Genomic DNA, 23997 nt, shown 5'->3' on the forward strand with positions numbered 1-23997 from the left:
CACCTGCTATTGAACCGGAGCCAGCGCTTACCGCGCCACCCCGGCAAACACCGAGAAATACTCCGGGAACGTCTTCGCCACGCAGCCCGGTTCGTTGATCCGCACCGGCAATGGCCCGAAAGCGGCCAATGAGAAACACATGGCCATCCGGTGATCATCATAGGTGCCAATTCCGTCCGCCGGGGTCTGCCATGCCTCCGCGGAGGCCGGGGGCGTCACCTTCAGGTAATCCGCGCCCTCTTCCACCTCCGCGCCGAGCTTGCGCAACTCCGTCGCCATCGCGGCAATGCGGTCGGTTTCCTTGACGCGCCAACTGGCGATATTGGTCAGCGTGGTTGCGCCATCCGCGAACAGTGCAGCCACCGCCAGCGTCATGGCCGCATCGGGGATATGGTTGCAGTCGAGTTCGATGCCATTCAGCCGGCCGTCGTCGCGCTCGGTGCCGCGGACCTCGATCCAGTTGTCGCCCGCCATCACGTTCGCGCCCATGCGGTTCAACGCCTCGGCAAAGCGCACGTCGCCCTGGATGCTCGACATACCAACGCCCTCCACCCGCACCGGCCCACCACCAATCGCGCCGGCCGCGAGGAAGTAAGACGCCGTTGAAGCATCGCCTTCGACATAGATCTCGCCCGGGGAACGGAACTGCGCATTGGCTGGCAGCACGAAGCGCTCCCAGCCCTGGCGTTCCACATCGATACCAAAACGCGACAGCAGATTCAGCGTGATCTCGATATAGGGCTTCGAAATCAGCTCGCCCACCACCTCGATCTCGATGCGGCCCGACTTTGCCGATGCCATCGGCAGCGTCATCAGCAGCGCCGTCAGAAACTGGCTCGACACATCGCCACGCACGCGGATCGGCGCGTCGATCTGGATCTGCGCGGGCCGGATCTGCAGCGGCGGATAGCCGGGCGTTCCAAGATATTCGATCGCGGCGCCCACTTGCAGCAGGCCATCGACCAGATCGCCAATCGGCCGCTCATGCATGCGCGCCACGCCGCTCAGTCTGTATGTGCCACCCTGCAGCGCCAGCGCAGCGGTCAGCGGCCGGATTGCCGTGCCCGCATTGCCCATAAACAAATCCGCGGCCTTGTTCGGAAAATTCCCGCCCACGCCATTGACGATGCAGTCGCCGCCTTCGCGGCGCCAGGTCACGCCCAGCACCTTGAGGGCCTCCAGCATGACGCGCGTATCGTCGGAATCGAGCAGGTCGCGCACGCGCGTTTCACCGGTTGCCAGCGCGGACAGCAGCAGCACGCGGTTGGAGATGCTCTTCGAGCCAGGCAGGCGCACCGTGCCCGATGCGCGGGTCAGGGGGCCGAGGGTCAGATGTTCCATGATCTATGCATCGTGGCCAGCGCGTATCGCGCGATGGCTTCAGGGTTCTACGTTATGGGTGGCGGCGCGCGCCGCGCCCCACTTCAGACGCGTATTGCTGGCGCGTGTGAACACCCGCTCCAGCGCGGCGCCATCGCCGGCCTTGATCTGTGCCTTCAGGTGACCGAGCACCGCTTCATAGGTGCTGATCTCGCGCAGCAGCGCCTCTTTGTTGGCGATGCAGATATCGCGCCACATTTCGGGCGACGACCCGGCAATGCGCGTGAAATCGCGGAATCCGCCGCCTGCGAAATCGAGCTTCAGCGCGGCATCCTCTGCATTGGCCACCTGGGCCACCAGCGCATACGACAGGACGTGCGGCAAATGACTGACCGAAGCAAAGACCGCGTCGTGCTGCACGGCGGACATCACGTGCACGTCGGCGCCGGTCGCTTCCCACATCGCACGGACGGCGGCCACATCGGCGCGGCTGTTTTCCTGCAGCGGGCACATCACGACCTTCTTGCCCAGGTACAGGTCATTCAGCGCGGCCTCCACGCCATTCAGTTCGCGGCCGGCGATCGGATGCGCCGGCACGAACTGCGCCACTTTATCGCCGAGCGCGGTCTTGGCGGCCATGATCACGTCGGACTTGGTGCTGCCGGCATCGGTGACGATCGTGCCCGGTTGCAGGTGCGGCTCCAGCGCGTGCAGCAACGCAAAGTTCTGCGCTACCGGAGCGCACAGCACGATCAGGCTTGCACCGCGCGCGGCATCGGCCAGCGATTCAGCCACCTCGTCGATCACGCCCAGCGCCTTCGCCTTTTCCAGCGAAGCTGCAGAACGACCCACGCCCACCACGGTGCCAACCACGCCGGCACGTTTGAGCGACAACGCCAGCGATCCGCCAATCAGGCCGACGCCAACGATCACAACACGGGAAAAATGCAAAGCGCTCACGGCTTCCGTTTGCCTCGAAATCACTTCAATGCCTGTTCGAGTGCCGCGATGCACGCGGCATTCTCTTCAGGCAGTCCAATGGTAATGCGCAGCCACTGCGGCAGACCGTAGTTCGCCACCGGGCGCACGATCACGCCTTGCTTGAGCATCGCCAGATTCACGCGCGCGCCGGCGCCGTCGTCCGTGCCAACGCGCACCATGACGAAGTTGCCCGACGACTTCACGTATTCAAGCCCCATGCGCTCGAATGCCGCCACCAGCTGCGCCTTGCCCGCACGATTCAGCTCCGCGCTCTGCCGCAGGAAAGCGGAATCGCCCAATGCCGCCACTGCCGCGGCCTGCGCCAGGCTGTTGACGTTGAACGGCTGCCGCACACGGTTCAACAGATCCGTCAGCGGCGGCTGTGCCACGCCATAGCCGACACGCAGCCCCGCCAGCCCGTAGGCCTTCGAGAACGTGCGCGACACCATCAGGTTCGGATACTTGCGCACCCAGCCGGTCGACTCGTACTGCTGATCGGCATCAAGGTATTCGTTGTAGGCCTCGTCCAGCACCACCACTACATGCGGCGGCACCTTGGCCAGAAACGCCTCGATCTCCGCGGCGGACACGAACGTCCCCGTCGGATTGTTCGGGTTGGCAATGAAGACGAGCTTCGTATCCGGTGCGATCGCGGCTGCCATTGCATCGAGATCATGGCCGTAGTGGCGCGACTTGACCTCGATAGCGCGCGCGCCAACTTCCTGCGTGGCCAACGCGTACACCGCGAACGAGTATTCAGCGTAGACGATCGATTCGCCGGTACGCACCAGCGCGTGCGCGGCCAGCTCCAGGATGTCGTTGCTGCCGTTGCCCAGCGTCAGCCATTCGGCTGGCACATCAAATTTCTCTGACAGCTTCGCCTTCAGTTCGAAACCGTTGCTGTCCGGATAGCGACCCAGGTCGGCCATCGCAGCAGCGATGGCGGCCTTGGCCGAAGCCGGCATGCCAAGCGGATTCTCGTTCGAGGCCAGCTTGACGATGCGAGCCTCGTCCAGACCGAATTCGCGCGCGACTTCCGAAATCGGCTTACCGGCGATGTACGGCGAAATCTTGCGGACGTAGGTCGGACCGAAGAAATCGGCGGCCTGCGCCGCAACATTCGCCGCCACGTTTTCCTGCGCTGTCATGCGTGTCTCCTGCCTGCGTTATTTGCTGGACGGGTAAGACCCAAGCACCTTCAGGTACGCCGCGTTGGCACGCAAGGTACCAATCGCGCGCGCCACGGCGGGTTCGTGCTGGTGGCCTTCCACGTCGACATAGAAGTAGTACTCCCACGCACCGCTACGGGCCGGCCGCGATTCAAAGCGGCACATCGACACGCCGTTCTCGGCCAGCGGCGCCAGCAGCTGATACACGGCACCCGCCTTGTTCGGCACCGAGAGAATCATCGACGTCTGGTCACTGCCCGATGGCTCGGTTTCGTAGCGGCCGATCACGGCAAAGCGCGTACGGTTATGCGGGTCGTCCTGGATATTGGCGCGAACGATATGCAGGTGATATCGATTGGCAGCGGTCTCGCCGGCAATCGCGGCCACGGTAGGGTCCTCGCTGGCCATGCGCGCCGCTTCCGCGTTGCTCGACACAGCCTGGCGCTCCAGGTGCGGATAGTTGGCCGTGAGCCAGTGCTGACACTGCGCCAGCGCCTGCGCATGCGCGCGCACCACGGTCACGCCCTTCATGTCCGGCGTCGACGCCATCAGGTTGTGATGGACCTTCAGCGCAATCTCGCCGCTGATCTTCAACGACGTCTGCAGAAACAGATCGAGTGTGCGAGAGACCGCACCCTCGGTGGAGTTTTCCACCGGCACCACGCCGTATTCGACCGTGCCCGCTTCCACCGAACGAAACACCTCGTCGATGCTCGGGCAAGGCACGCCTTTGACCTCGTGGCCGAAGTGCGCGTAGAGCGCCTGCTCGGAGAACGTGCCGGCCGGGCCGAGGAAGGCAATTTCCAGCGGCTTTTCCAACCCGCGGCAGGCAGACATCACCTCGCGCCAGATCGATGCCACGCTTTCACCGAGCAGCGGTCCGGGATTCGCGCCCTGCACCTTGCGGATGACCTGCAATTCGCGCTCGGGGCGAAACACCGGCGCGCCGTACTTCTTCTTGACCTCGCCCACGTCGAGCGCAAGCTGTGCGCGGCGGTTCAGCAGGGCCAGCAGTTCACGGTCGACGGCATCGATCTGATCGCGCAGCGGCGCCAGGTCTGCCGACAGCGCCTGTTCCTGCGGACTCGGTGCGGCATTGTCGTTGCCCGGGGCCTGCGCGCCGGGCTTGTCTTGCTGTGTCATAGGCCTGTGGGCCGCGCATGGCGCGGCCTCGGAAAGTCTGAGCTGATGCCGAGGCCCCGCACTGCAAGGGCCGCGACAGAAAGCACCGCCGTCAGGCAGCGGTGCGCTCGAATTCGCGCATGAACTCAATCAGCGCGCTCACACCTTCGAGTGGCATCGCGTTGTAGATGCTTGCGCGCATGCCGCCCACGGACTTGTGGCCCTTGAGCTGTACCAGGCCATTCGCGCGCGCCTGGGTCAGGAACGCTTCGTTGCGCGATTCATCGCGCAGGAAGAACGGTACGTTCATGCGCGAGCGGCTGCCGGGATCGATTTCGTTACGGTAGAAGTCGCTCTGGTCCAGGAAGTCGTACAGCGCGCGCGCCTTGGCGATATTGCGCTGTTCGATCGCGGCCACGCCGCCCTGAGCCTTGAGCCACTGGAACACCAGGCCCGCGATGTAGATCGCATACGTGGGCGGGGTGTTGTACATCGAGTCATGCTCGTCCACCAGGCGCCAGTTGAACGCCGACGGGCACAACGGGTGCGCGAAGCCGATCAGGTCTTCACGCACGATGACGATGGTCACACCGGCCGGGCCGATGTTCTTCTGCGCGCCACCATAGACCACCTGCACGCGCGACCAGTCGATCGGGCGCGAGAGAATGTGGCTCGATGCATCGGCCACGACGATACGGCCCTTGTCATGCGTGCCGGTTTGCCCGATGTCCGGAATCTCCTGGAACTCCACGCCAACGATCGTCTCGTTCGTGCAAAGGTGCACGTACGCGGCATCGTCGGAGAGCTTCCAGGTGTTCACGTCGGGAATCTTGTGCCACTTCTGGTCCTTGCTGGACGCAGCGATGTTCACTTCGCCGTAGCGGCGCGCTTCCTGCTCGGTCTTGACCGACCACGTGCCGGTCACCACAAAGTCGGTCTTGGGCTTGGCGGCATTGACGCGGTTGGCCAGGTTCAGCGGCACGATGCCGTTCTCGCCAATGGCACCGCCTTGCAGAAACAGAATGCGGAAGTTCTTCGGCACGTGCAGCAGTTCGCGCAGGTCCGCCAGCGCCTGCTGATGGATGCTTTCGAATTCCTTGCTGCGGTGACTCATCTCCATCACCGATACGCCGGTACCCCGCCATGACAACATCTCCGCGGCGGCCTGCTGCAGGACTTCAGTCGGCAGCGCGGCCGGGCCAGGCGAAAAATTGAAGACGCGCTCGGCCAGGGAACGTTGCAGGCCGGTGAGGGCGGGATTCTGGGGATCGTTCATGGAGGAAAAGAAAAATGGCTGCCGGATTGCACCAGGCAGCCATTATCGCCCAAAACCCGCGCACCTTGGACACCACGGTATCCAGATGCGGGCCTGGACTGCGCTGACCTCTCCGCTCCAAGGACCGGAGAGGTCAGCCGTCGATCACTTCGCAGCAGCGGCGATTTCCTTCTCAGCCGAGTCGCGCATCGACTTGCCAACCTGCGGACCGTACTTCTGCATCATCGAACCCCAGATTTCCTGGGTGGCCTTGCCCTGGTTCTGCATGAACTTCTGGCCCGTCGGCGACTTCAGGAACGTGGTCAGATCCTTGATTTCCTGGGTCGAGTAGTACTTGCCGAAGGCGTCGTAGTGCGCCTTGATGGCGTCCTGACGGAAGCCATCGGTGTTGAACGCCGTACCGGCGCCATCCACCATGCGCTGCACGGCGCCGTTCTTCTTGAGCTTCTCGACAGCGGCCTGCTTCTGCTTGTCGTTCAGCGTCTTGTTTTCCACCAAAACCTGCTCCAGCACCAGCGGTGCCTCCTGCTTGGCGCCTTGTTGCCAGTTTTCGGCCTGACCCTTGACAGCCTGGTCGGCCTGCATGACGGACAGCAGTTCCTTGATGGCCGCGGTCTTGTCCTTGTCTTCCTGAGCGTGCGCGCCTTGCGCAAGCATCATGATCGGAGCGAAAGCAGCCAGAACAGCGATACGTCGGTAGGTTTTGAGCATTATGACTCCCTGGTAAATACGTCCGGATTAGTCCGAGCGGCCGTCTGGCGAGTTCCGGCCGTCGTCCCGTTGTTGCAACAATTTACGAATTCGCGTCCGCGTCGGTAGCGCCCGCATCGGTATCGCTATCGGTATCGGCATCGCCAGCGGCATCCTGAGCCAGATCGTCGTCTTCGCCGTTGCCGTTGCTGTCGGCGTCAGTTTCGACGATGCGTTGCAGACCCGACAGCTTGGTGCCTTCGTCCACATTGATCAGCGTGACACCCTGGGTGGCGCGACCCATCTCGCGGATCTCGGCCACGCGGGTGCGGATGAGCACCCCGCCCGTGGTGATCAGCATGATCTCGTCCTCGGGCGAAACCAGCGCCGCCGCAACCACACGGCCATTGCGCTCGCTCGTCTGGATCGCAATCATGCCCTTGGTGCCACGGCCGTGTCGAGTGTACTCGGAGATCGGCGTGCGCTTGCCGTAACCATTCTCGGTGGCGGTCAGCACGCTGCCCACCGTCGGGCTGCCCTCGGCCGCTTCCGCATCGGCGGTCTCCGCCGGCGCGACCAGCATGGCGATCACCGCCTGGCCTTCGTCAAGGTTCATGCCGCGTACGCCGCGCGCCTGACGGCCCATCGGACGCACATCGTTCTCATCAAACCGCACGGCCTTGCCTGCATCGGAGAACAGCATCACGTCATGCTGGCCATCCGTGATGGCGGCGCCAATCAGGAAGTCGCCTTCGTCGAGGTCGACAGCGATGATGCCGGCCTTGCGCGGGTTCGAGAAGTCGGTCAGCACCGTCTTCTTGACCGTTCCGCGCGCGGTGGCCATGAAGACGAAATGCTCGGCATCGAACTGGCGCACCGGCAGAATCACATTGATCTTCTCGCCGTCGGCCAGCGGGAACATGTTCACGATCGGGCGGCCACGCGAATTGCGCGAACCCTGCGGCACCTCGTAGACCTTGAGCCAGTACAAGCGGCCGCGGTTCGAGAAGCACAGGATGTAGTCGTGCGTGTTGGCCACGAACAGCGTGTCGATCCAGTCATCTTCCTTCGTGGCCGTGGCCAGCTTGCCGCGGCCGCCGCGTTTCTGCGCGCGGTACTCGGAGATCGGCTGGCTCTTCATGTAGCCCGAATGGGACAGCGTCACGACCATGTCCTGCGGCGTGATCAGGTCTTCCGTATCGAGTTCGGTCGCGTTCAGTTCGATCTGCGAGCGGCGCTCGTCGCCGAATTCGGCGCGGATGGCACCCAGTTCGTCGGTGATGATCGAGGTAATGCGCTCCGGGCGGGCCAGGATGTCGAGCAGGTCGGCAATCAGGCCCATCACTTCACGGTATTCCTGGACGATCTTGTCCTGCTCCAGGCCCGTGAGGCGTTGCAAGCGCATTTGCAGGATTTCCTGCGCCTGGCCATCGGACAGCCGGTAAAGGCCATCCGGCTGCATACCAAACACAGCAGGCAGGCCATCGGGGCGGTACGAGGCACGGCCGCCGGCCGTGTCGTTTTCGGCACGCGACAGCATTTCACGCACCAGGCCGGAATCCCAAGGCTTGGCCATCAGTTCCTGCTTGGCCAGCGGGGGCGTTGGTGCCGCCTTGATGATCGCGATGAACTCGTCGATGTTTGCCAGCGCCACGGCCAGACCTTCCAGCACGTGTCCACGCTCGCGCGCCTTGCGCAATTCGAACACAGTGCGGCGCGTCACCACTTCGCGGCGGTGCGACAGGAAGGCGTCCAGCATCTGCTTCAGATTCAGCAGGCGCGGCTGGCCATCCACCAGCGCCACCATGTTCATGCCGAACGTGTCCTGCAGCTGGGTGTTCTTATATAGGTTGTTCAGCACAACCTCGGGCACTTCGTTGCGCTTGAGCTCGATCACCACGCGCATGCCTGACTTGTCAGACTCGTCGCGGATGTCGGAAATGCCTTCGATCTTCTTCTCCGTGACCAGCTCGGCGATACGCTCCAAAAGCGTCCGCTTGTTCACCTGGTACGGCAGTTCGTCGACGATAATCGCCTGGCGCTGACCGCGATCAATGTCCTCAAAGTGCGTGCGCGCGCGCATGACCACCCGGCCGCGGCCGGTGCGGTAGCCTTCACGCACGCCCTGGATACCATAGATAATGCCGGCCGTCGGAAAATCGGGCGCGGGCACCAGTTCGATCAGTTCATCGACCGTGGCATCCGGATTACGCAGCAGATGCAGACATGCATCTACAACTTCATTGAGGTTATGCGGCGGGATATTCGTGGCCATACCCACGGCAATACCCGACGAACCATTGATCAGCAAATTCGGAATACGTGCCGGCAAAATACCCGGCTCTTTCTCCGAACCGTCATAGTTCGGTTCGAAATCGACAGTTTCCTTGTCGATATCGTGAAGCATTTCATGGGCGATCTTCGCCAGGCGGATTTCGGTATAACGCATCGCCGCGGCGTTATCACCGTCCACCGAACCGAAGTTACCCTGGCCATCGACGAGCATATAGCGCAGGGAGAAATTCTGCGCCATACGAACGATCGTGTCGTAGACGGCGGTATCCCCGTGCGGGTGATACTTACCAATCACGTCACCGACGATACGGGCCGACTTCTTATAGGGCCGGTTCCAGTCGTTATTGAGCTCATGCATCGCAAAGAGCACGCGCCGGTGTACGGGTTTCAGTCCGTCCCGGACATCGGGAAGCGCGCGCCCTACGATAACGCTCATCGCGTAATCCAGGTATGAGCGGCGCATTTCCTCTTCCAGCGACACCGGAAGAGTTTCTTTGGCGAATTGATCCATTGCGGCGTGGTTTATGCGGCGGGTTTAAGCAAATGAAGCCCTCAAATCCACCGGCATGGGGGCACCATGCCGGCACGGGCGAACATGGCATTCTATCACGCGCGGAACCCCTTCCCGCCCCTGCCCGAACCAGCCCCGCCACCCCCTTCCCGGCGCACCGGGCGGTCACCCCCGATCCCCTGCAAGCCATACAGGACAAGGGTTTGCAGGCGCCGCAAGAGCGATGTTGCACAAACACCACAGGCATAAAACCACGTGGTTGAATCGAATATATTTACTTCTTAGGAAACGAGCCTTGTGGCACAATTCCCCAGCGAAGAGCCAGACATTGTTCGAAGTGGAGCATCCACCACATCGAGAATGTTATACTCCGAAGAATGTATGACTTGTTTTCGTCCATTTGCTCGCAGTAACCCTGCGGTGATCTCATCCTGAGAGGAGAAATATGAAAAAATTTGCCAAGCTCGCGCTCGTTGCAGCTACCGCAGTAATGGCTGCATCCGCTCAAGCCCAGTCCGTCCCCTACGAAAAGAAGGCAGTGAACGATAACTGGGGCAACGGTACGAGCGAGTACGTGTGGAAGAATGGCACGAACGAGCTCTGCTGGCGCGACAGCTCCTGGACCCCGGCAACGGCTAATGCCCTGTGCGATGGCGCACTGGCTCCGGCTGCTGCTCCGGCTCCGGCCCCGACCCCGGTGGCTCCGCCGGTTGTGTCGAGCGAGAAGGTCACTTTCGCTGCTGACACCCTGTTTGACTTCGACAAGGCTGTTCTGAAGCCCGAAGGCAAGGCCAAGCTGGACGACCTGGTCTCCAAGCTGCAAGGCATCACGCTGGAAGTCATCATCGCCGTTGGCCATACCGACTCGTTCGGTTCGGACAAGTACAACGATCGCCTGTCGATCCGTCGTGCTGAATCGGTCAAGGCATACCTGGTGAGCAAGGGCGTTGAAGCCAACCGCGTGTACACCGAAGGCAAGGGCAAGCGTCAGCTGAAGGTTGATCCGAAGTCGTGCAAGGGCAACCGCACCGCTCAGATCGCCTGCCAGCAGCCGAACCGTCGCGTGGAAGTCGAAGTGGTCGGCACCCGCAGCGCACGTTAATCGGATCCTCTCCGATGAAGAAAAGCCCAGCGCAAGCTGGGCTTTTTTTTCGCCCTGGCCCGGTCGCCCCTGTCGGCCTTGGCTAGCTCGGCTTCCCGCCAGGGACCCGACAACCCATCCGCATTCGGCGCGGCACCATTTTTTTGGTAAAGTTGCCGCAGCCTTCTCATACGACCCGCCGCAATGCGTGGCGCCCATGATGTCGCATTCCAACACCTTGAACTCTCCCGCCCAACCCAGCCGCAATGCCGATCCAAAGGAGATCGACAAGTTCAGCGAACTGGCTCACCGCTGGTGGGACCCGAACAGCGAATTCAAGCCGCTGCATGACCTGAACCCGCTCCGACTGGGATGGATCGACGGCATCGCGCGCCTGTCGGGCAAGCAGGTGATCGATGTCGGCTGCGGCGGCGGCATCCTGTCTGAAAGCATGGCGCGCACCGGCGCGTCCGTACGCGGCATCGACCTCTCCACCAAGGCCCTGAAGGTAGCCGACCTGCACAGCCTGGAATCGGGCGTGGCGGTGACATATGAGGAAATCGCCGTGGAGGATCTGGCGGCCCGCGCACCGGCTAGCGTCGACGTGGTGACCTGCATGGAGATGCTCGAGCATGTGCCGGATCCACAGTCGATCGTGCGCGCCTGCACGACCTTGGTCAAACCCGGCGGCTATGTCTTTTTCTCGACGATCAACCGCAACCTGAAGGCGTACCTGCTGGCGATCGTCGGCGCCGAATATGTACTGAACATGCTGCCGCGCGGCACGCATGACTACGAGAAGTTCATCACGCCGTCCGAAATGGCCCGCTTTGCACGCAACGCCGGCCTGGACCTCGTGGAAATGCTTGGCATGACCTACAACCCGCTGACGCAGATCTATTCGCTAGGCCGCAACACCGACGTCAACTACATGATGGCGTTTCGGAAGGCAGCCTGAACCATGACGAAGTTTGACGCGGTTTTCTTCGACCTTGATGGCACGCTGGCCGATACGGCTCCCGACCTGGCCGCCGCCGCCAACCGACTGGTCGTCGAACATGGCATGCCGCCAGTCGCCTACGAAAAGCTCCGGCCGGTGGCCTCGCACGGCGCGCGCGGGCTGATCGGCGCGGCCTTCGGCAAGCGCCCGGAAGATCCGGAGTTCCCGACGCTGCGCGATACCTTCCTCGAGTACTACGAGGCCGATATCGCCGTGCATACCCGGCTGTTCGAAGGGATGGACGACGTCCTGGCAAAGCTCGAAGCCGATGGCGTGCCCTGGGGCATCGTCACGAACAAGATCGCCCGCTTCACCGTGCCGCTGGTCAAGGCCATCGGCCTCGCGCCGCGCGCGTCAGCCGTGGTCAGCGGCGACACGACACCCCATGCAAAACCCCACCCTGCCCCGCTGCTACATGCGGCGGAACTCAGCGGCGTGGTGCCGGCGCGCTGTCTCTATGTTGGCGACGACCTGCGCGACATACAGGCCGGCAAAGCCGCTGGCATGGCAACGGTGTCGGCAGCCTATGGCTACTGCGGCGAAGACGAACCACCCGACACCTGGGGCGCCGACTACCTGATCCATCACCCGTCGGAATTGCTTAAGCTGCTTGAACTGCTGGGCTGAGTCCCCAGCTATCCGTAGGGAACCGGTGGCGCGCCACAGGCGTCGAAACCGGGTACAATCCGTTTTCTTTCGCGTTTTACTACGCACATTGGGGCCGACCTGGTTTCGACGTGGGTTGCAAAGCAGTGGAGGGCATACCGAGGACCCGTCACCTCGTTAATCAATGGGAATGCAATAACTGCTAACGACGAACGTTACGCACTGGCAGCCTAAGGGCCGCCGTCCTCGCACTGGCTCGCTGACGGGCTAGGGTTCGCAAGAACCAGCGAGGTCATTTACGTCAGATAAGCCCCGTCGGTGTCACGACTGCGGGGACGAAAACCAAGTGACTCGCCGTAACAGAGCGTGTTCGTCCGCGATGGTACGGTTAAATCAAATGACAGAACTAAGTATGTAGAACTCTCTGTGGAGGGCTTGCGGACGCGGGTTCGATTCCCGCCGGCTCCACCAGTACACCATCCAGCACATCGTGCTGGAATCAAAAAATCCCCAACGCTTCGCGGCATTGGGGATTTTTTTCGTCCGGCGTCCGGGGATTCCGCTACTCCGCCGAGATCTTTGCGCGCTTCACCACCTCGCCGTAGCGCTGCAGACGGTCCGCCATCATCTTCTCGAATCCGGCCGGCGGCAATTCCTCCGGCGGTACCACGCCCCGCGCGCGCAGCGCTGCTTGCAACGCCGGGTCGGTGGCAGCCTGGCGCACTGCCTGATAAAGCTTCTGCACCACCGGTTCAGGCGTGCCCGCTGGAGCGGCGATGCCTGTCCACGAGCTGAGGTTCAGTTGCGGATATCCCAGTTCAGCCAACGTTGGCACGTCGGGTAGCTGGGGCAGCCGCTGTTCCGACGCCACGGCCAGTGCGCGCACCTTACCGTCCTTGATATGCGGCAGCATGATCACCAGGTTGTCGAGGATGAACTGCACCTCATTGCTCAGCACCGCGGTAATCAGTTGGCTGCCACCGCGATACGGAATGTGCGTGGCATAGATGCCCGTGGCCTCCTTGAGCATCTCGACATTGAGCTGGCCCATGCTGCCCGCACCGCCGCTGCCGTAGTCGAGCTTGCCCGGATTCTTCTTGGCGTACGCAAGGAACTCGGCAAAGGTGCGTACCGGCAGGCTCGCATGCACGACCAGCGCGTTTGGCTGACGACCCAGAATCGCAATGTTCTCGAAATCCTTGATCGGGTCATAGCCGATTTTCGGCTGCGTCAGCGGATTGGCCAGATGGCTGCTCTGCGACGACACCACCAGCGTGTAGCCATCGGGCTTGCTCCGCGCCACCGATTGCGTGGCCACTGAACCGCCCGCGCCGGGCCGGTTATCGACGACCACCGAAACCCCCAGGATGCGCGACAGCGGCTCCGAATACTGGCGAGCCATGATGTCGACCGACCCGCCGGGCGGAAACGGCACGACCAGCGTGATGGGCCGAGCGGGCCACGCACCTTGTGCCTGGGCGGTGAACGGCACGGCAGCCACGGCAGCGGCGCCAAGCAACCCGCCGACCACGCGGCGACGAAGACGATCAGGATTCTGCATGTTTCACAAACGTAGAAGAGGAATATCAGTGCGAATGCCAGCGCGCGGCGCCGGTCATCGCAACCCAAGGATGGCCAGCGCCACGGCCTGCGCGCGTGGCACGAACGTGGCAAGTTCGCAGAACTCGCGTTCGGTGTGCGGATGGCCGCCTACAGGACCCACGCCGCAAATCGTGGGGATGCCCACCGACGCGGTCAGGCCGCTATCCGCCCCGCCACCGGTGAACTCACCTTCCACCGAGAAGCCCACCTGCTGGGCGCTGCGCAGGTAAAGCGCAAACAGGTCGTCCGGTGTACGCGCCATTGGCATGCCTCGGCGCATCGCCGTGACACGGCCCTTGGTGCGCGGCACCGACTCCGCTTCGATGATCTGGCAGATGCGGGCGTACAACGCATCGACATCGGTTTCCGCAGTGAATCGCACGTCGAGTTCGGCCTTGGCCAGCGGCGCCACCATGTTCGGCACGATGCCGCCACCGATCACGCCTACGTTGGCCGTAATGCCTTGCTCGTAGTCGGTAAGCGCATGAAGCTCCAGAATCTTGCGCGCAAGCGCGTCGATGGCGCTGGCACCATGCGCGTGATTGATCCCCGCGTGCGCCGCTATGCCGTCGACCTCGAAATCCACCACCATCGAACCCTTGCGGCCCGTCACGATATTGCCGCTGATGCGGCCTGGCTCGGCGTTAAAGACCGCCTTGACCTCGCGCGCCACTTCCATGATGCGTTCACGCGTGGCCTGCGAGCCGATCTCCTCGTCGCAGGAAAAGAACACCCGCACGGGCGGTGCCTTGTCACCCATGCGCGCCAGCGCCTGAGCGACAAACACATTCATCACGAGGCCCGACTTCATATCGGCCACGCCAGGACCGAAGGCGCGTCCTTCCTCCACGCGGAACGGGCGTCGTGACACCGTGCCGGCGGGGAACACCGTATCCATATGTCCCATCAGAAGCACCGGCTTGCCCTGCCCCGAGCCGGGCGACATGGCGTCCAGACACACGCCGTAGCCGGGCACATGATCGAGCCGGACCGTCAGCCCGGCTTCACGCAGGGGCGCGGCCAGGGTCTCGGCCACCGCGGTCACACCCGCCTCCATGCGGCTGCCGCTGTCGATATCGACGATCCGTTGCAGCAGATCCTGCATGGCGTCGTGCTGGCCAGCCAGCCATTCCACCGCGGTCATGGCATCCGGGGTGACTGCGTTATCCTGCATGTCTTTCAAACTCCGAGCAATTCGTGAAGATCGTCACCAGCCAGGCTGGGCCGCAGCAATGCAATAAATATTGCATGCGTGATACGATCTTGCAATACGCATTGCACAGTGTCAACACCATGAAATCCCTGAAGCACGCCGCGGCACCACGCACCTTGCTGGATCGGCTGGCCGTGGAGGCAGCGAGCCTGACCGCTCGTGAGCGTGCACTGGCCGACATGCTGACGCAGCGATATCCGCACGTGCTGCTGGAATCGGCTACGGCCCTGGCGGCGCAATGCGGCACCAGTGCGTCGACCGTCGTGCGCCTGTTCGCCAAGCTCGGCTACCCTAGCTACGCAGAGGCCCAGCGTGAAGCGCGCGCCAGCGTCACCGCCACATTGCCGACGGCCGGCCTGCGCGCACCGGCCACCATTGGCGGCAAGCGGACGCTGCGGGCTTGTCTGGACGACACCCTGACGCACGATCTGCACAACGTGCAGGCCACCTACGACGCACTGGACGGCGCCGCCTTCGAAGCCATCACCAGAGTCTTGGCTACCGCCAAAGGCCGGGTCTTCGTGCTGGCGCAGAAGAACAGCGCGCCGGTGAGCGCGTGGCTGTCGTTGCACCTCAACATGTGCCGGCCGCGCGTGCAGGAGCTCGGTGCCGGTGCCATCACGGCCACTGACGCGCTGCTCTGGCTCGAACCGGACGATGTGCTGCTCACCTTCAGCATCCGCCGCTATTCGATTGCACCGGTGCGCATTGCCGAGGCATTCCGCGCGCGCGGCGCCACGGTGATCGCCATTTGCGACAGCCCTACCGCCCCCCTTGTGGCGACGGCCGATCACCATTTGCTGGTGCGTACGGCCAATGCGTCACCGTTCGATTCCTATACGGCGGCATTCTTCCTGTGCAATGCGCTGGTATCCGCGGTGGCGCAACTGCGAAGGCCAGCGGTCATCGAAGCCCTGCAGCGGCGCGATGCGCTGTGGCAGCGCGCGGAAACCGAACTGGTGGACGGTCAGCGAGAATAAAAAACGGGCCATAAAGGCCCGTTCGCTTGTGTGTCACCGCTTGTACAACGCCAGCGCGTCAGTGCACCACCGCGCCGTCCATCGGCAGGCTTTGCAGCCGGGCAGCATAGTAGCGGTCCACCTGCAGCCTGACACCCAGATGGCCGTAGAGATGCCTGGCGTTATCCACCGATCCAACCATGCCCGGCATCCACAGTCGCTGTAGCCGGGTGTGCGACTCTCCCGAATGCGCCGCGAAGGCGTCGACCCCGAATTCCTGGATGGCCTTGAACAGCACCAGACCCACCAGGTACATATCACCCGTATCGAGCGCGATTTCTGCCTGGGCAGTCCAGCGCGCGGCACGGTCTTCAATTTTTTCCGCTTCGGCAAACCGTTCCGTCATGGTTGGCATGAAGGCATCGCCGGGCGGGAGAAAAGTAAAGCTCATCAGACGGCTCCTATCCCCGTGTCTGAACAATGACGGCATTTTTCGCTGAAAACTGTAGGAATCGGAACTGATCGATGCAGCTTCCAGCGAAAAAACAACACTTAGCGAATCACACGCCACAATGCCGGCGTCACCGCAGGGGTCCATCCTGCACCGCGCCACGCCGTATGACGTTGCAGGCAGACGTAACGCTTGCCCTGATACGTCGCGGCCTGGCCAATTTCATAGGTCGGTCCTTCGCGCCAGGTATCCAGTGCATTGCCGTCAGGCTGCCCCGTCGAAGCGCCGTTGCCGCCGCCCGACCGGCCGCTGGCGCTGGGTGCTTCCTTGTCGATTTCATAGCGATAGCCGGGATACGACTTGCTGAGATAGACGTGATTCGCGGTGGCTGAGCTAAGCGGCACGATGCTGGACGCACCGTTGCGCGCCTGAAGCTCGCCGATGCGGAATATCTGCGACTCGGCGTTGACCTTCTGTGCCAGCTGATAGGGCCACATGAGCGCCTTGGCATTGGCAGCGTTGATTGTCAGCACATATTTGCCGGCGTCACGGCCAGCACTGTCCAGCGCGCGAAATGTCAGCTTCGTCCCCACGACGAGATTTCCCATCGCGGAGAGTGCGCCCTGGTCTTCCCAGCCGGTTTCCCGTATGGCCTGACCGTCATCGGGGAACCGCACATCGGCGCACGCATAGAACGCCTCGGGACTGTCGCTGCGTTGCCAGATGCTGTAAATGATGTGACTTCCCTTCTTGTTCCTGGGCAGTTGCACCTTCATGCGATAGCGCCCGCCTTCATCCACCGCCTGCACGCCCGGCACGCTGGCGAACTCTTCAAGATCGCTCCAGCGCAGCGGCACGGCCGGATCCCAGTCGTCCCGCGTGATGTAGTACTTGAAGTACTGCGTGGCATGGCGGGCCGAAGCGCGCCAGACGAAGGTGTAATCACCCGAAGCCGTCGGCACAATCGAAGTCTGCGGCCAGTCGAGCCGCGCCAGGTCCAGCCCGCGGAAACTGGCCGACCCACCGGAGCACAGCTCGCCATCGGCGACGAAGGCCCGGTGGTTGCCCGCCGCGCTGCCCTGGCGAACGCCATTCCAGTCATAGAACTGCTGCGAGCCGCCCACGGCCCTGGCGGCACGGCATGCGCCGGACTTTGGTTGCTCGGCGCCTTCGTTGTAGCAAGTCAGCACGCGGCTGGCCGGAAGTTCCATCGTCCCGTGCGCGAGTACCTGCAACGGCGCGGCCACCACGGCGGCCGTTGCCAGCCCCGTAAATACTGCCCTCTTGAGATGCATGGTGCTTTTCCTAAAAGTTGCGGTCGTCATCGCCCTCGCGCTGACGGGATGCTCGATTTCAACCGCTGCACCAGGCACAAGAAATCGGATACCTCCGAAACATCCGAATGCCATGCGGGTGATCAAGCGCATGACATTCCGGGATTCATCGCTGTGCTCCGACGGGTCGGCGCTACAATGGCGCGTCGTTCTCTCCTGCCCGCCTCCATGTCTGAACACCCCCGCTTCACCGTCAACCGGTCCATCGTCATGCTCTTGCCGGAGCAACCGTTTCTGGACTGGATCCAGGCGGTGGACCCCGACCCCGTGCCCACGTTGACGCTTGACGACGTGCGGGACGACGCCAGCGTGTTCCTGCTGCCGGACGAGGTGGCCGACACCCCCGAGAACGCCTTGCGCTGGGTGGAAAAGCGCTGGCGGCACTTCTTCGAATTCATGCTCGGCGAATGGTTTGATGACTCGGTCTGGCCGGAGTCACTGACGCTTGCCATGTTCCGCGAATGGTTCACCATCCGCTTCAATTCGATGGTGTGGGACATGGCACCCGATACCCCGATCGAATACGAGGACTGGGATGGCGAGGACGACGACGACGCGCCGTCCGTCCTGCACTGAAGTCGATCCGGACCCGAAGCAAAAACGGCACGCCAAGGCGTGCCGTTTTTGTTCGTGCAGCGTAATCGGTCAGAGAAATCTGTCCAGAATTTTCCGACTCGGCTTGTCGAGTGCGAGCTGGTCCCGAATCAGGTAATGAATGCCGTGGCTGTCCGAAATCAGCAGGCACGTACCGGTCAGCCGCCGAATATCCTCTTCACCGCGCAGCACCAGGTCGGTCTGTCCGCGATCGGTCTTCACGGTCCATACACTGGGCGTCGCATAGGTCGATACGCCGATAATCTTCTGGATCTCGGGCATGAATTCACGCGATGCCAGTTCGGCCTCGATCATCTCGCGTGTCTGATTCGGCAGCCCGTCGAGACGCGGAATCCAGGCGAGTTCGTGCCCATCGGTGCTCATTATTCCCACGCCGTCGTCCGCGGCCGAAATCGGGAATGCACGCACAGGCACCACGCCCTCGTGCTGCGTGCCATCGGCCGTCGTCAGCACAAGCTTGCCAAGGCTGTTGCGGGTCAACGTGAAATCAGACGTCTGCATGTCCGTTTGTTCAAATGAAGGATTATTGGGCACTGACCGGCTCCGCCGACTCGACGCGATTGCCTTCGCTGGCGTCCTCCGCCTCCGTATCGACATTGCGCGCCTGCGCCTGATACAGCTTGTAATAGGCTCCTTCGCGGGCCAGCAGTTCGTCGTGGCTGCCCACTTCGACGATCTGGCCGCGATCCATCACCACCAGCCGGTCGGCCTTGCGGAGCGTGGAGAGCCGGTGCGCGATGGCGATCGTCGTGCGACCCTGCACCAGGTTGTCCAGCGCCTTCTGGATTTCCTTCTCGGTCGTGGTATCCACCGACGACGTCGCCTCATCCATGATCAGGATGCGCGGATCGATCAGCAGAGCCCGGGCAATCGAAATCCGTTGCCGTTCACCGCCGGACAGCGCCTGGCCACGTTCACCCACGAGCGAGTCATAACCATGCGGCAGGCGCAGGATGAACTCATGCGCATGCGCCGCGCGCGCGGCGGCGACGATTTCCTCGCGCGTGGCATCGGGCTTGCCATAGGCGATGTTGTCCGCGATGGTGCCGAAGAACAGGAACGGTTCCTGCAGCACCAGGCCGATATTGCGACGGAACTCGGAGACCGGCAGCGAACGGATATCGACACCGTCCACACGGATCGCGCCTTCGGACACATCGTAGAAACGGCAGATCAGGTTCACCAGCGTGCTCTTGCCCGACCCGCTGTGCCCCACCAGACCGATCATCTCGCCGGGCTGGATCGTCAGGTTCAGGCCACGGATCACCGCGCGGTTGCCGTAGCGGAAGCCCAGGTCACGCATCTCGATGGCGCCCTGCACATTCTGCAGATGCACGGGTTTCTGTGGCTCCGGCACGCTCGACACGTGATCGAGAATATCGAAGATCCGCTTGGCGCCCGCTGCCGCCTTTTGCGTGACGGACACAATGCGGCTCATCGAATCAAGCCGGGTATAGAAGCGGCTGATGTAGGTCAGGAAGGCCACCAGCACACCGACGGTAATCGCGTTGTGGCTGACCTGCCAGATGCCGAAGATCCACACCACAAGCAGGCCCACCTCGGTCAGCAGCGTTACGGTCGGCGTGAACAGCGACCACACCGCGTTCACGCGGTCATTGATCGCCAGATTGTGGCGGTTGGCTTCGCGGAAGCGCACCACCTCGCGCTTTTCCTGCGCGAACGCCTTGACCACGCGAATGCCTGGAATGGTGTCGGCCAGCACATTGGTGATCTCGGACCAGATCCGGTCGATCTTCTCGAAGCCGTGCCGCAGACGGTCACGCACCAAGTGGATCATCCACGCGATGAACGGCAGCGGCACCAGCGTGACCAGTGCCAGCCACGGATTGATGGAAATCAGGATGATCGACGTCATGGCGATCATCAGCACATCGGTGGCGAAGTCGAGCAGGTGCAGCGACAGGAACACGCTGATGCGGTCGCTTTCGGAACCGATACGCGCCATCAGGTCGCCCGTACGCTTGCCGCCGAAATATTCGAGGGAAAGCTTGAGCAGATGTTCGTAGGTGGTGGTACGCAGGTCCGCGCTGATGCGTTCGGAAACGCGAGCCAGCAGGTATGTACGTGCCCAGCCCAGTGCCCACGCCACCAGCGCGGCGCCCAGCAGGCCGGCCAGGTAGAGCTTGACCAGGTCGTAGTCGATCGGCAGACCGTTCTGATACGGAATCAGCACCTTGTCCATCAGGGGCATGGTCAGGTACGGCGGCACCAGCGTGGCGGCTGTACCCAGCAGCAGCAGCAGGAACCCGCCCAGCAGTTCCCAGCGATACGGCTGCGCAAAGCGCCACAGACGCAACAGCGCCCAGGTGGACGGCGGCGTCTCGAGTTCCCGGCTGCATTGCGGGCACTGTTCCTCGCCCGGTGGGATCGGCGCTTTGCAGGTGGGGCAGATGTCGGCGTCGGGCTCGGTCACCTGCCCCGTAGCCAGCATGTCGCGCCGCGCATCGAACTGATCGGCCAGCCGCAATGCGTCGGGATTGTAACCAAGCGTGTAGCGCCAGTTGCCCAGACGGCGCTCACCATCGGACAGTTCCAGCGTGCCCACGCCTGCATGGTCCCCGTGGGACAGTGTCAAGCCTGGTGTGATGTCCCAGCTGCGAAGGTCTTTTTCACCCGGAGAGCGAGAGATCAGACGACGATCCGTCACAATCAGCCACCCTTGGGTAAAATGCAGCCTTGCGTCCAGGTCCAGCATCAGCCCGGCCAGGACGGTTTCCCCGGGAAGCAGGCCGGTGCCAAGTTCGGCAGCCCAGGGACCTTGCGGGCCGGGGTGGGTGGAAGCAGACGGGGAGGACTGGGTCATTGTTGGCGCAAAATGCGATAAAAGCGCGTCCGCAAGCCCAAAAAATGGATCAAATACGGACATAACTTGAAACAATTTAAGCGGTCAACCAGGCTGGCGGACCGCAATTTTGCCCGCAAGTATACATAACGCAAACAAGCGGGCGCCTTGGTGCGCTGCACAATGCGTTGCCGGCCTCTGAAGGGTAACGAAGGGTCAACCCTGAGGCTACAGTAACGTTAACGAAAGATTAGGCTTTCCATTTCCCGGGCACTCGCCCACTGCCTCAAGCAAATTCAATGAAAAAGAAGGACATTGAGATTTTCGATGTCATGTCGCTGCGCGGCCCGAATATGTGGACATATCGGCCAGTGCTGGAGGCATGGGTCGATATCGGCGAACTGGAGGATTTCCCCTCCAACAAGATTCCGGGGTTCTACGAGCGCCTGTCGGCATGGCTACCCACGCTGATCGAGCACCGCTGCAGCCCAGGCGTGCGCGGCGGCTTCCTGATGCGACTCAAGGAAGGCACATGGCCGGGCCACATCCTGGAACACGTTACGCTTGAGCTGCAGAACCTGGCGGGCATGCCCGGCGGCTTCGGCAAAGCCCGCGAGACCCCGGTGCGCGGCGTCTACAAGGTCATCGTGCGCGCCTGGCACGAGCAGGTGACACGTGCCGCACTGTTCACCGCGCGCGACCTGGTCATGGCTGCCATCGAGGACCGTCCGTTCGACGTGCCGGCCGCCGTGGACAACCTGCGCCGCCTGGTCGACGAACATTGCCTGGGACCGAGCACGGCGTGCATCGTCGATGCCGCCGACGACCGCGACATCCCATCGATCCGGCTGTCCGACGGAAACCTGGTGCAGCTCGGATACGGCGCGCGCCAGCGCCGTATCTGGACGGCCGAGACCGACCGCACGAGCGCCATCGCCGAATCCATTTCGCGCGACAAGGACCTGACCAAGACCCTGCTGGAGTCGTGCGGCGTGCCGGTGCCGGAAGGCCGCATGGTCGAAAGCCCCGAGGACGCCTGGGACGCAGCCGAAAGCATCGGCGTGCCCGTGGTGGTCAAGCCCTATGACGGCAACCACGGCCGCGGCGTGTTCACGAACCTGATGACGCGCGAGGAAGTGGAAACCGCCTACGGCGTGGCGATCGAGGAAGGCAGCGGCGTGATCGTCGAGCGCTTCGTGCCCGGCAACGAGCACCGCCTGCTGATCGTCGGCGGCCGCATGGTGGCCTGCGCAATGGGCGAGACGGCCTCGGTCGTCGGCGATGGCAAGCAGACCATCGACGAACTGATCGAATCGCAGATCAATTCCGATCCGCGCCGTGGCAGCACCGAGGATCATCCGTTGAACCGCGTGCGACTGGATTCCGCCGCGCGCCTGGAACTGAAGCGCCAGGGCTATGCCGATGGCAACGCCGTGCCGCCCGAGGGCCGCACCGTGCTGATCCAGCGCAACGGCAACGTGGCCTTCGACGTGACCGACCGCGTGCACCCGAGCGTTGCCGCGCATGCCGCGCTGGCCGCGCGCATCGTCGGCTTGGACATCGCTGGCGTGGACCTGGTGGCGGAGGACGTTTCGCGTCCGCTGGCCGACCAGCGCGGCGCCATCGTCGAGGTCAATGCCGGACCCGGCCTGCTCATGCATATCAAGCCGGCCGATGGCGAACCTCGGCCCGTGGGCCGCGCCATCGTCGACCATCTGTTCTCCAGCCGGAACGGCGTGGACGACGACGGCCGCATTCCCGTGGTCGGCATCACCGGCACCAATGGCAAGACCGTGGTGGCCAAGCTCGTGGCGCGCCTGCTGCAGCTGTCGGGCAAGCATACGGGCCTGACCTGCAGCGACGGCCTGTTCCTGGACCGCCGCCAGGTGGAAAAGGGCGACCGTGGCGAAAAGGCGAGCTGGGACGCCGGCCACCGCATCCTGATGAATCGCGCGGTGGAAGCCGCGGTGTTCGAAAACGACAGCGGCATGATCCTGTCGCAGGGCCTGCCGTACGACCGCTGCCAGGTAGGCGTGGTCACGAACTTCGGCCAGCCCGATCACCTCGGCGACTACTACGTCGAGGACGAGGACCGCATGTACAACGTCCTGCGCACGCAGGTCGACGTGGTGCTCAAGACCGGCGCCGCCGTGCTGAACGCCGCCGATGCGCGTCTGGTCGAAATGGCCGAACTGTGCGATGGCGACGTGATCTTCTTCGGTCTGTCCGCCGATCTGCCTGCCATCGTCGAGCATCGTGCCGCTGGCAAGCGCACCGTATTCGTGCGCGACGGCAAGGTGGTGATGGCCACCGGCAGCAGCGAAACCGCGCTGACCGATGTGTCGGCCATTCCGCTGACCTACGCGGGCCGCGTCGCGTTCCAGATCGAGAACGTGCTGGCCGCCGTGGCCACGGGCTGGGCACTGGGTATCTCGAACGATCTGATCCGCGCGGGCATCGTCACGTTCGACGTGGGCCAGGTGGACGTGCCGGGACGCTTCACGATGTTCGAGCGCCACGGCGCCACGGTGATCGTCGATGACGCGCACAATGCACCGGCGCTCGAAGCGATGGCTGCCGCGCTGGACCGCTTCCCGGCCGAGCGCCGCATGCTGGTGTTCGGCGCTGGCGTGCAACGCCGCGACGAAGACCTGGTGCTGCAAGGCAAGGCCATCGGCAAGACGTTCGACCGCGTGTTCCTGTGCGAAGACCGGAGCGTGCGCCGCGACCTGCCCGATGCCGAAGCCCGCGCGCTGCTGAAGAAGGGCCTGTACGAAGGCCGCCGCGTGACAAAGATCATCGACGAAGGCGCACGCCGCGACGCGGTGGAAGCCGCGCTGTCGCAGCTGGTAGCGGGTGACCTGCTGGTCCTGCAGTGCGACGAAGGCTCTACCGAGAGCACCGTCGAGCAGGTGCACCAGTGGATGGGCCGCAGCGGACGCCGCGCCTGATTCCGGCCGGAAGAACAA

General features: G+C 63.1%; 19 protein-coding genes and 1 other RNA gene. 7 read left to right on the forward strand and 13 right to left on the reverse strand.

The genetic code is table 11. From position 1 onward, the window contains the following. Positions 1–27: 27 nt before the first annotated feature. The 7 genes from aroA to gyrA all read right to left on the reverse strand — a co-directional run bounded on the left by aroA (position 28) and on the right by gyrA (position 9364). Entirely contained in the window at positions 28–1341 is a 1314-nt protein-coding gene (aroA, locus tag AC3FLX_RS19295) for a 3-phosphoshikimate 1-carboxyvinyltransferase (protein WP_488698906.1), read from the reverse strand. Positions 1342–1380: 39 nt separating this feature from the next. Further along, on the reverse strand, positions 1381–2280 hold the full coding sequence (locus AC3FLX_RS19300; protein ID WP_488698907.1) for a prephenate dehydrogenase: 900 nt from the start codon (positions 2278–2280) through the stop codon (positions 1381–1383). 20 nt (positions 2281–2300) lie between these two features. Then, positions 2301–3449 (reverse strand): histidinol-phosphate transaminase, encoded by a 1149-nt coding sequence (hisC, locus tag AC3FLX_RS19305; RefSeq protein ID WP_488698908.1) that lies wholly within the window; start codon positions 3447–3449, stop codon positions 2301–2303. 18 nt (positions 3450–3467) lie between these two features. Next, positions 3468–4613, reverse strand: coding sequence for a prephenate dehydratase (pheA, locus tag AC3FLX_RS19310; protein ID WP_488698909.1), 1146 nt, complete (start codon positions 4611–4613; stop codon positions 3468–3470). Positions 4614–4704: 91 nt separating this feature from the next. Beyond that, a complete protein-coding gene (serC, locus tag AC3FLX_RS19315; RefSeq protein ID WP_488698910.1) occupies positions 4705–5868 on the reverse strand; it encodes a 3-phosphoserine/phosphohydroxythreonine transaminase in 1164 nt (387 codons plus the stop codon). A gap of 144 nt (positions 5869–6012) precedes the next feature. Then, on the reverse strand, positions 6013–6579 hold the full coding sequence (locus AC3FLX_RS19320) for a DUF2059 domain-containing protein (RefSeq protein ID WP_488698911.1): 567 nt from the start codon (positions 6577–6579) through the stop codon (positions 6013–6015). Between the two features lie 82 nt (positions 6580–6661). Then, positions 6662–9364 carry a DNA gyrase subunit A gene (gyrA, locus tag AC3FLX_RS19325; protein WP_488698912.1) on the reverse strand — a complete coding sequence of 901 codons (2703 nt, stop codon included), beginning with the start codon at positions 9362–9364 and terminating at the stop codon, positions 6662–6664. Positions 9365–9809: 445 nt separating this feature from the next. Here gyrA and ompA point away from each other — a divergent pair, with 445 nt between their 5' ends. From ompA to ssrA, 4 genes are all read left to right on the forward strand, one after another. Continuing rightward, entirely contained in the window at positions 9810–10466 is a 657-nt protein-coding gene (gene ompA, locus AC3FLX_RS19330) for an outer membrane protein OmpA (protein ID WP_066739225.1), read from the forward strand. 196 nt (positions 10467–10662) lie between these two features. Then, a complete protein-coding gene (gene ubiG / locus AC3FLX_RS19335; protein WP_488698913.1) occupies positions 10663–11403 on the forward strand; it encodes a bifunctional 2-polyprenyl-6-hydroxyphenol methylase/3-demethylubiquinol 3-O-methyltransferase UbiG in 741 nt (246 codons plus the stop codon). A gap of 3 nt (positions 11404–11406) precedes the next feature. Then, entirely contained in the window at positions 11407–12072 is a 666-nt protein-coding gene (gene gph, locus AC3FLX_RS19340; RefSeq protein ID WP_488698914.1) for a phosphoglycolate phosphatase, read from the forward strand. 90 nt (positions 12073–12162) lie between these two features. After that, positions 12163–12522: a transfer-messenger RNA gene (ssrA, locus tag AC3FLX_RS19345) on the forward strand. Between the two features lie 91 nt (positions 12523–12613). On the opposite strand, the gene AC3FLX_RS19350 is transcribed toward ssrA, so the two are convergent. Both AC3FLX_RS19350 and AC3FLX_RS19355 read right to left on the reverse strand, forming a co-directional pair. Then, the gene (locus AC3FLX_RS19350; protein ID WP_488698915.1) at positions 12614–13612 is read right to left on the reverse strand and encodes a Bug family tripartite tricarboxylate transporter substrate binding protein; all 999 of its coding nucleotides are present in this window, start codon (positions 13610–13612) and stop codon (positions 12614–12616) included. A 54-nt stretch (positions 13613–13666) separates the two neighbouring features. Next, positions 13667–14827, reverse strand: coding sequence for a M20 family metallopeptidase (locus AC3FLX_RS19355; RefSeq protein WP_488698916.1), 1161 nt, complete (start codon positions 14825–14827; stop codon positions 13667–13669). A gap of 119 nt (positions 14828–14946) precedes the next feature. Here AC3FLX_RS19355 and AC3FLX_RS19360 point away from each other — a divergent pair, with 119 nt between their 5' ends. Next, the gene (locus tag AC3FLX_RS19360) at positions 14947–15846 is read left to right on the forward strand and encodes a MurR/RpiR family transcriptional regulator (protein WP_488698917.1); all 900 of its coding nucleotides are present in this window, start codon (positions 14947–14949) and stop codon (positions 15844–15846) included. A gap of 58 nt (positions 15847–15904) precedes the next feature. Here the strand turns inward: AC3FLX_RS19360 and AC3FLX_RS19365 are convergent, their stop codons facing one another. Next, entirely contained in the window at positions 15905–16276 is a 372-nt protein-coding gene (locus tag AC3FLX_RS19365; RefSeq protein WP_488698918.1) for a hypothetical protein, read from the reverse strand. Between the two features lie 101 nt (positions 16277–16377). Beyond that, on the reverse strand, positions 16378–17571 hold the full coding sequence (locus AC3FLX_RS19370) for a lytic polysaccharide monooxygenase (RefSeq protein WP_488698919.1): 1194 nt from the start codon (positions 17569–17571) through the stop codon (positions 16378–16380). Between the two features lie 207 nt (positions 17572–17778). Between AC3FLX_RS19370 and AC3FLX_RS19375 the strand changes: the two genes are divergently transcribed. Continuing rightward, the gene (locus AC3FLX_RS19375) at positions 17779–18186 is read left to right on the forward strand and encodes a hypothetical protein (RefSeq protein ID WP_488698920.1); all 408 of its coding nucleotides are present in this window, start codon (positions 17779–17781) and stop codon (positions 18184–18186) included. Between the two features lie 69 nt (positions 18187–18255). Here the strand turns inward: AC3FLX_RS19375 and AC3FLX_RS19380 are convergent, their stop codons facing one another. Then, entirely contained in the window at positions 18256–18726 is a 471-nt protein-coding gene (locus AC3FLX_RS19380) for a cyanophycin metabolism-associated DUF1854 family protein (RefSeq protein ID WP_488698921.1), read from the reverse strand. Positions 18727–18748: 22 nt separating this feature from the next. After that, positions 18749–21049 carry a cyanophycin metabolism-associated ABC transporter gene (locus AC3FLX_RS19385; protein ID WP_488698922.1) on the reverse strand — a complete coding sequence of 767 codons (2301 nt, stop codon included), beginning with the start codon at positions 21047–21049 and terminating at the stop codon, positions 18749–18751. A 278-nt stretch (positions 21050–21327) separates the two neighbouring features. Between AC3FLX_RS19385 and cphA the strand changes: the two genes are divergently transcribed. Then, entirely contained in the window at positions 21328–23979 is a 2652-nt protein-coding gene (cphA, locus tag AC3FLX_RS19390) for a cyanophycin synthetase (RefSeq protein WP_488698923.1), read from the forward strand. Positions 23980–23997: the final 18 nt, after the last annotated feature.

Source organism: Cupriavidus sp. 291-E7, from assembly GCF_057798835.1.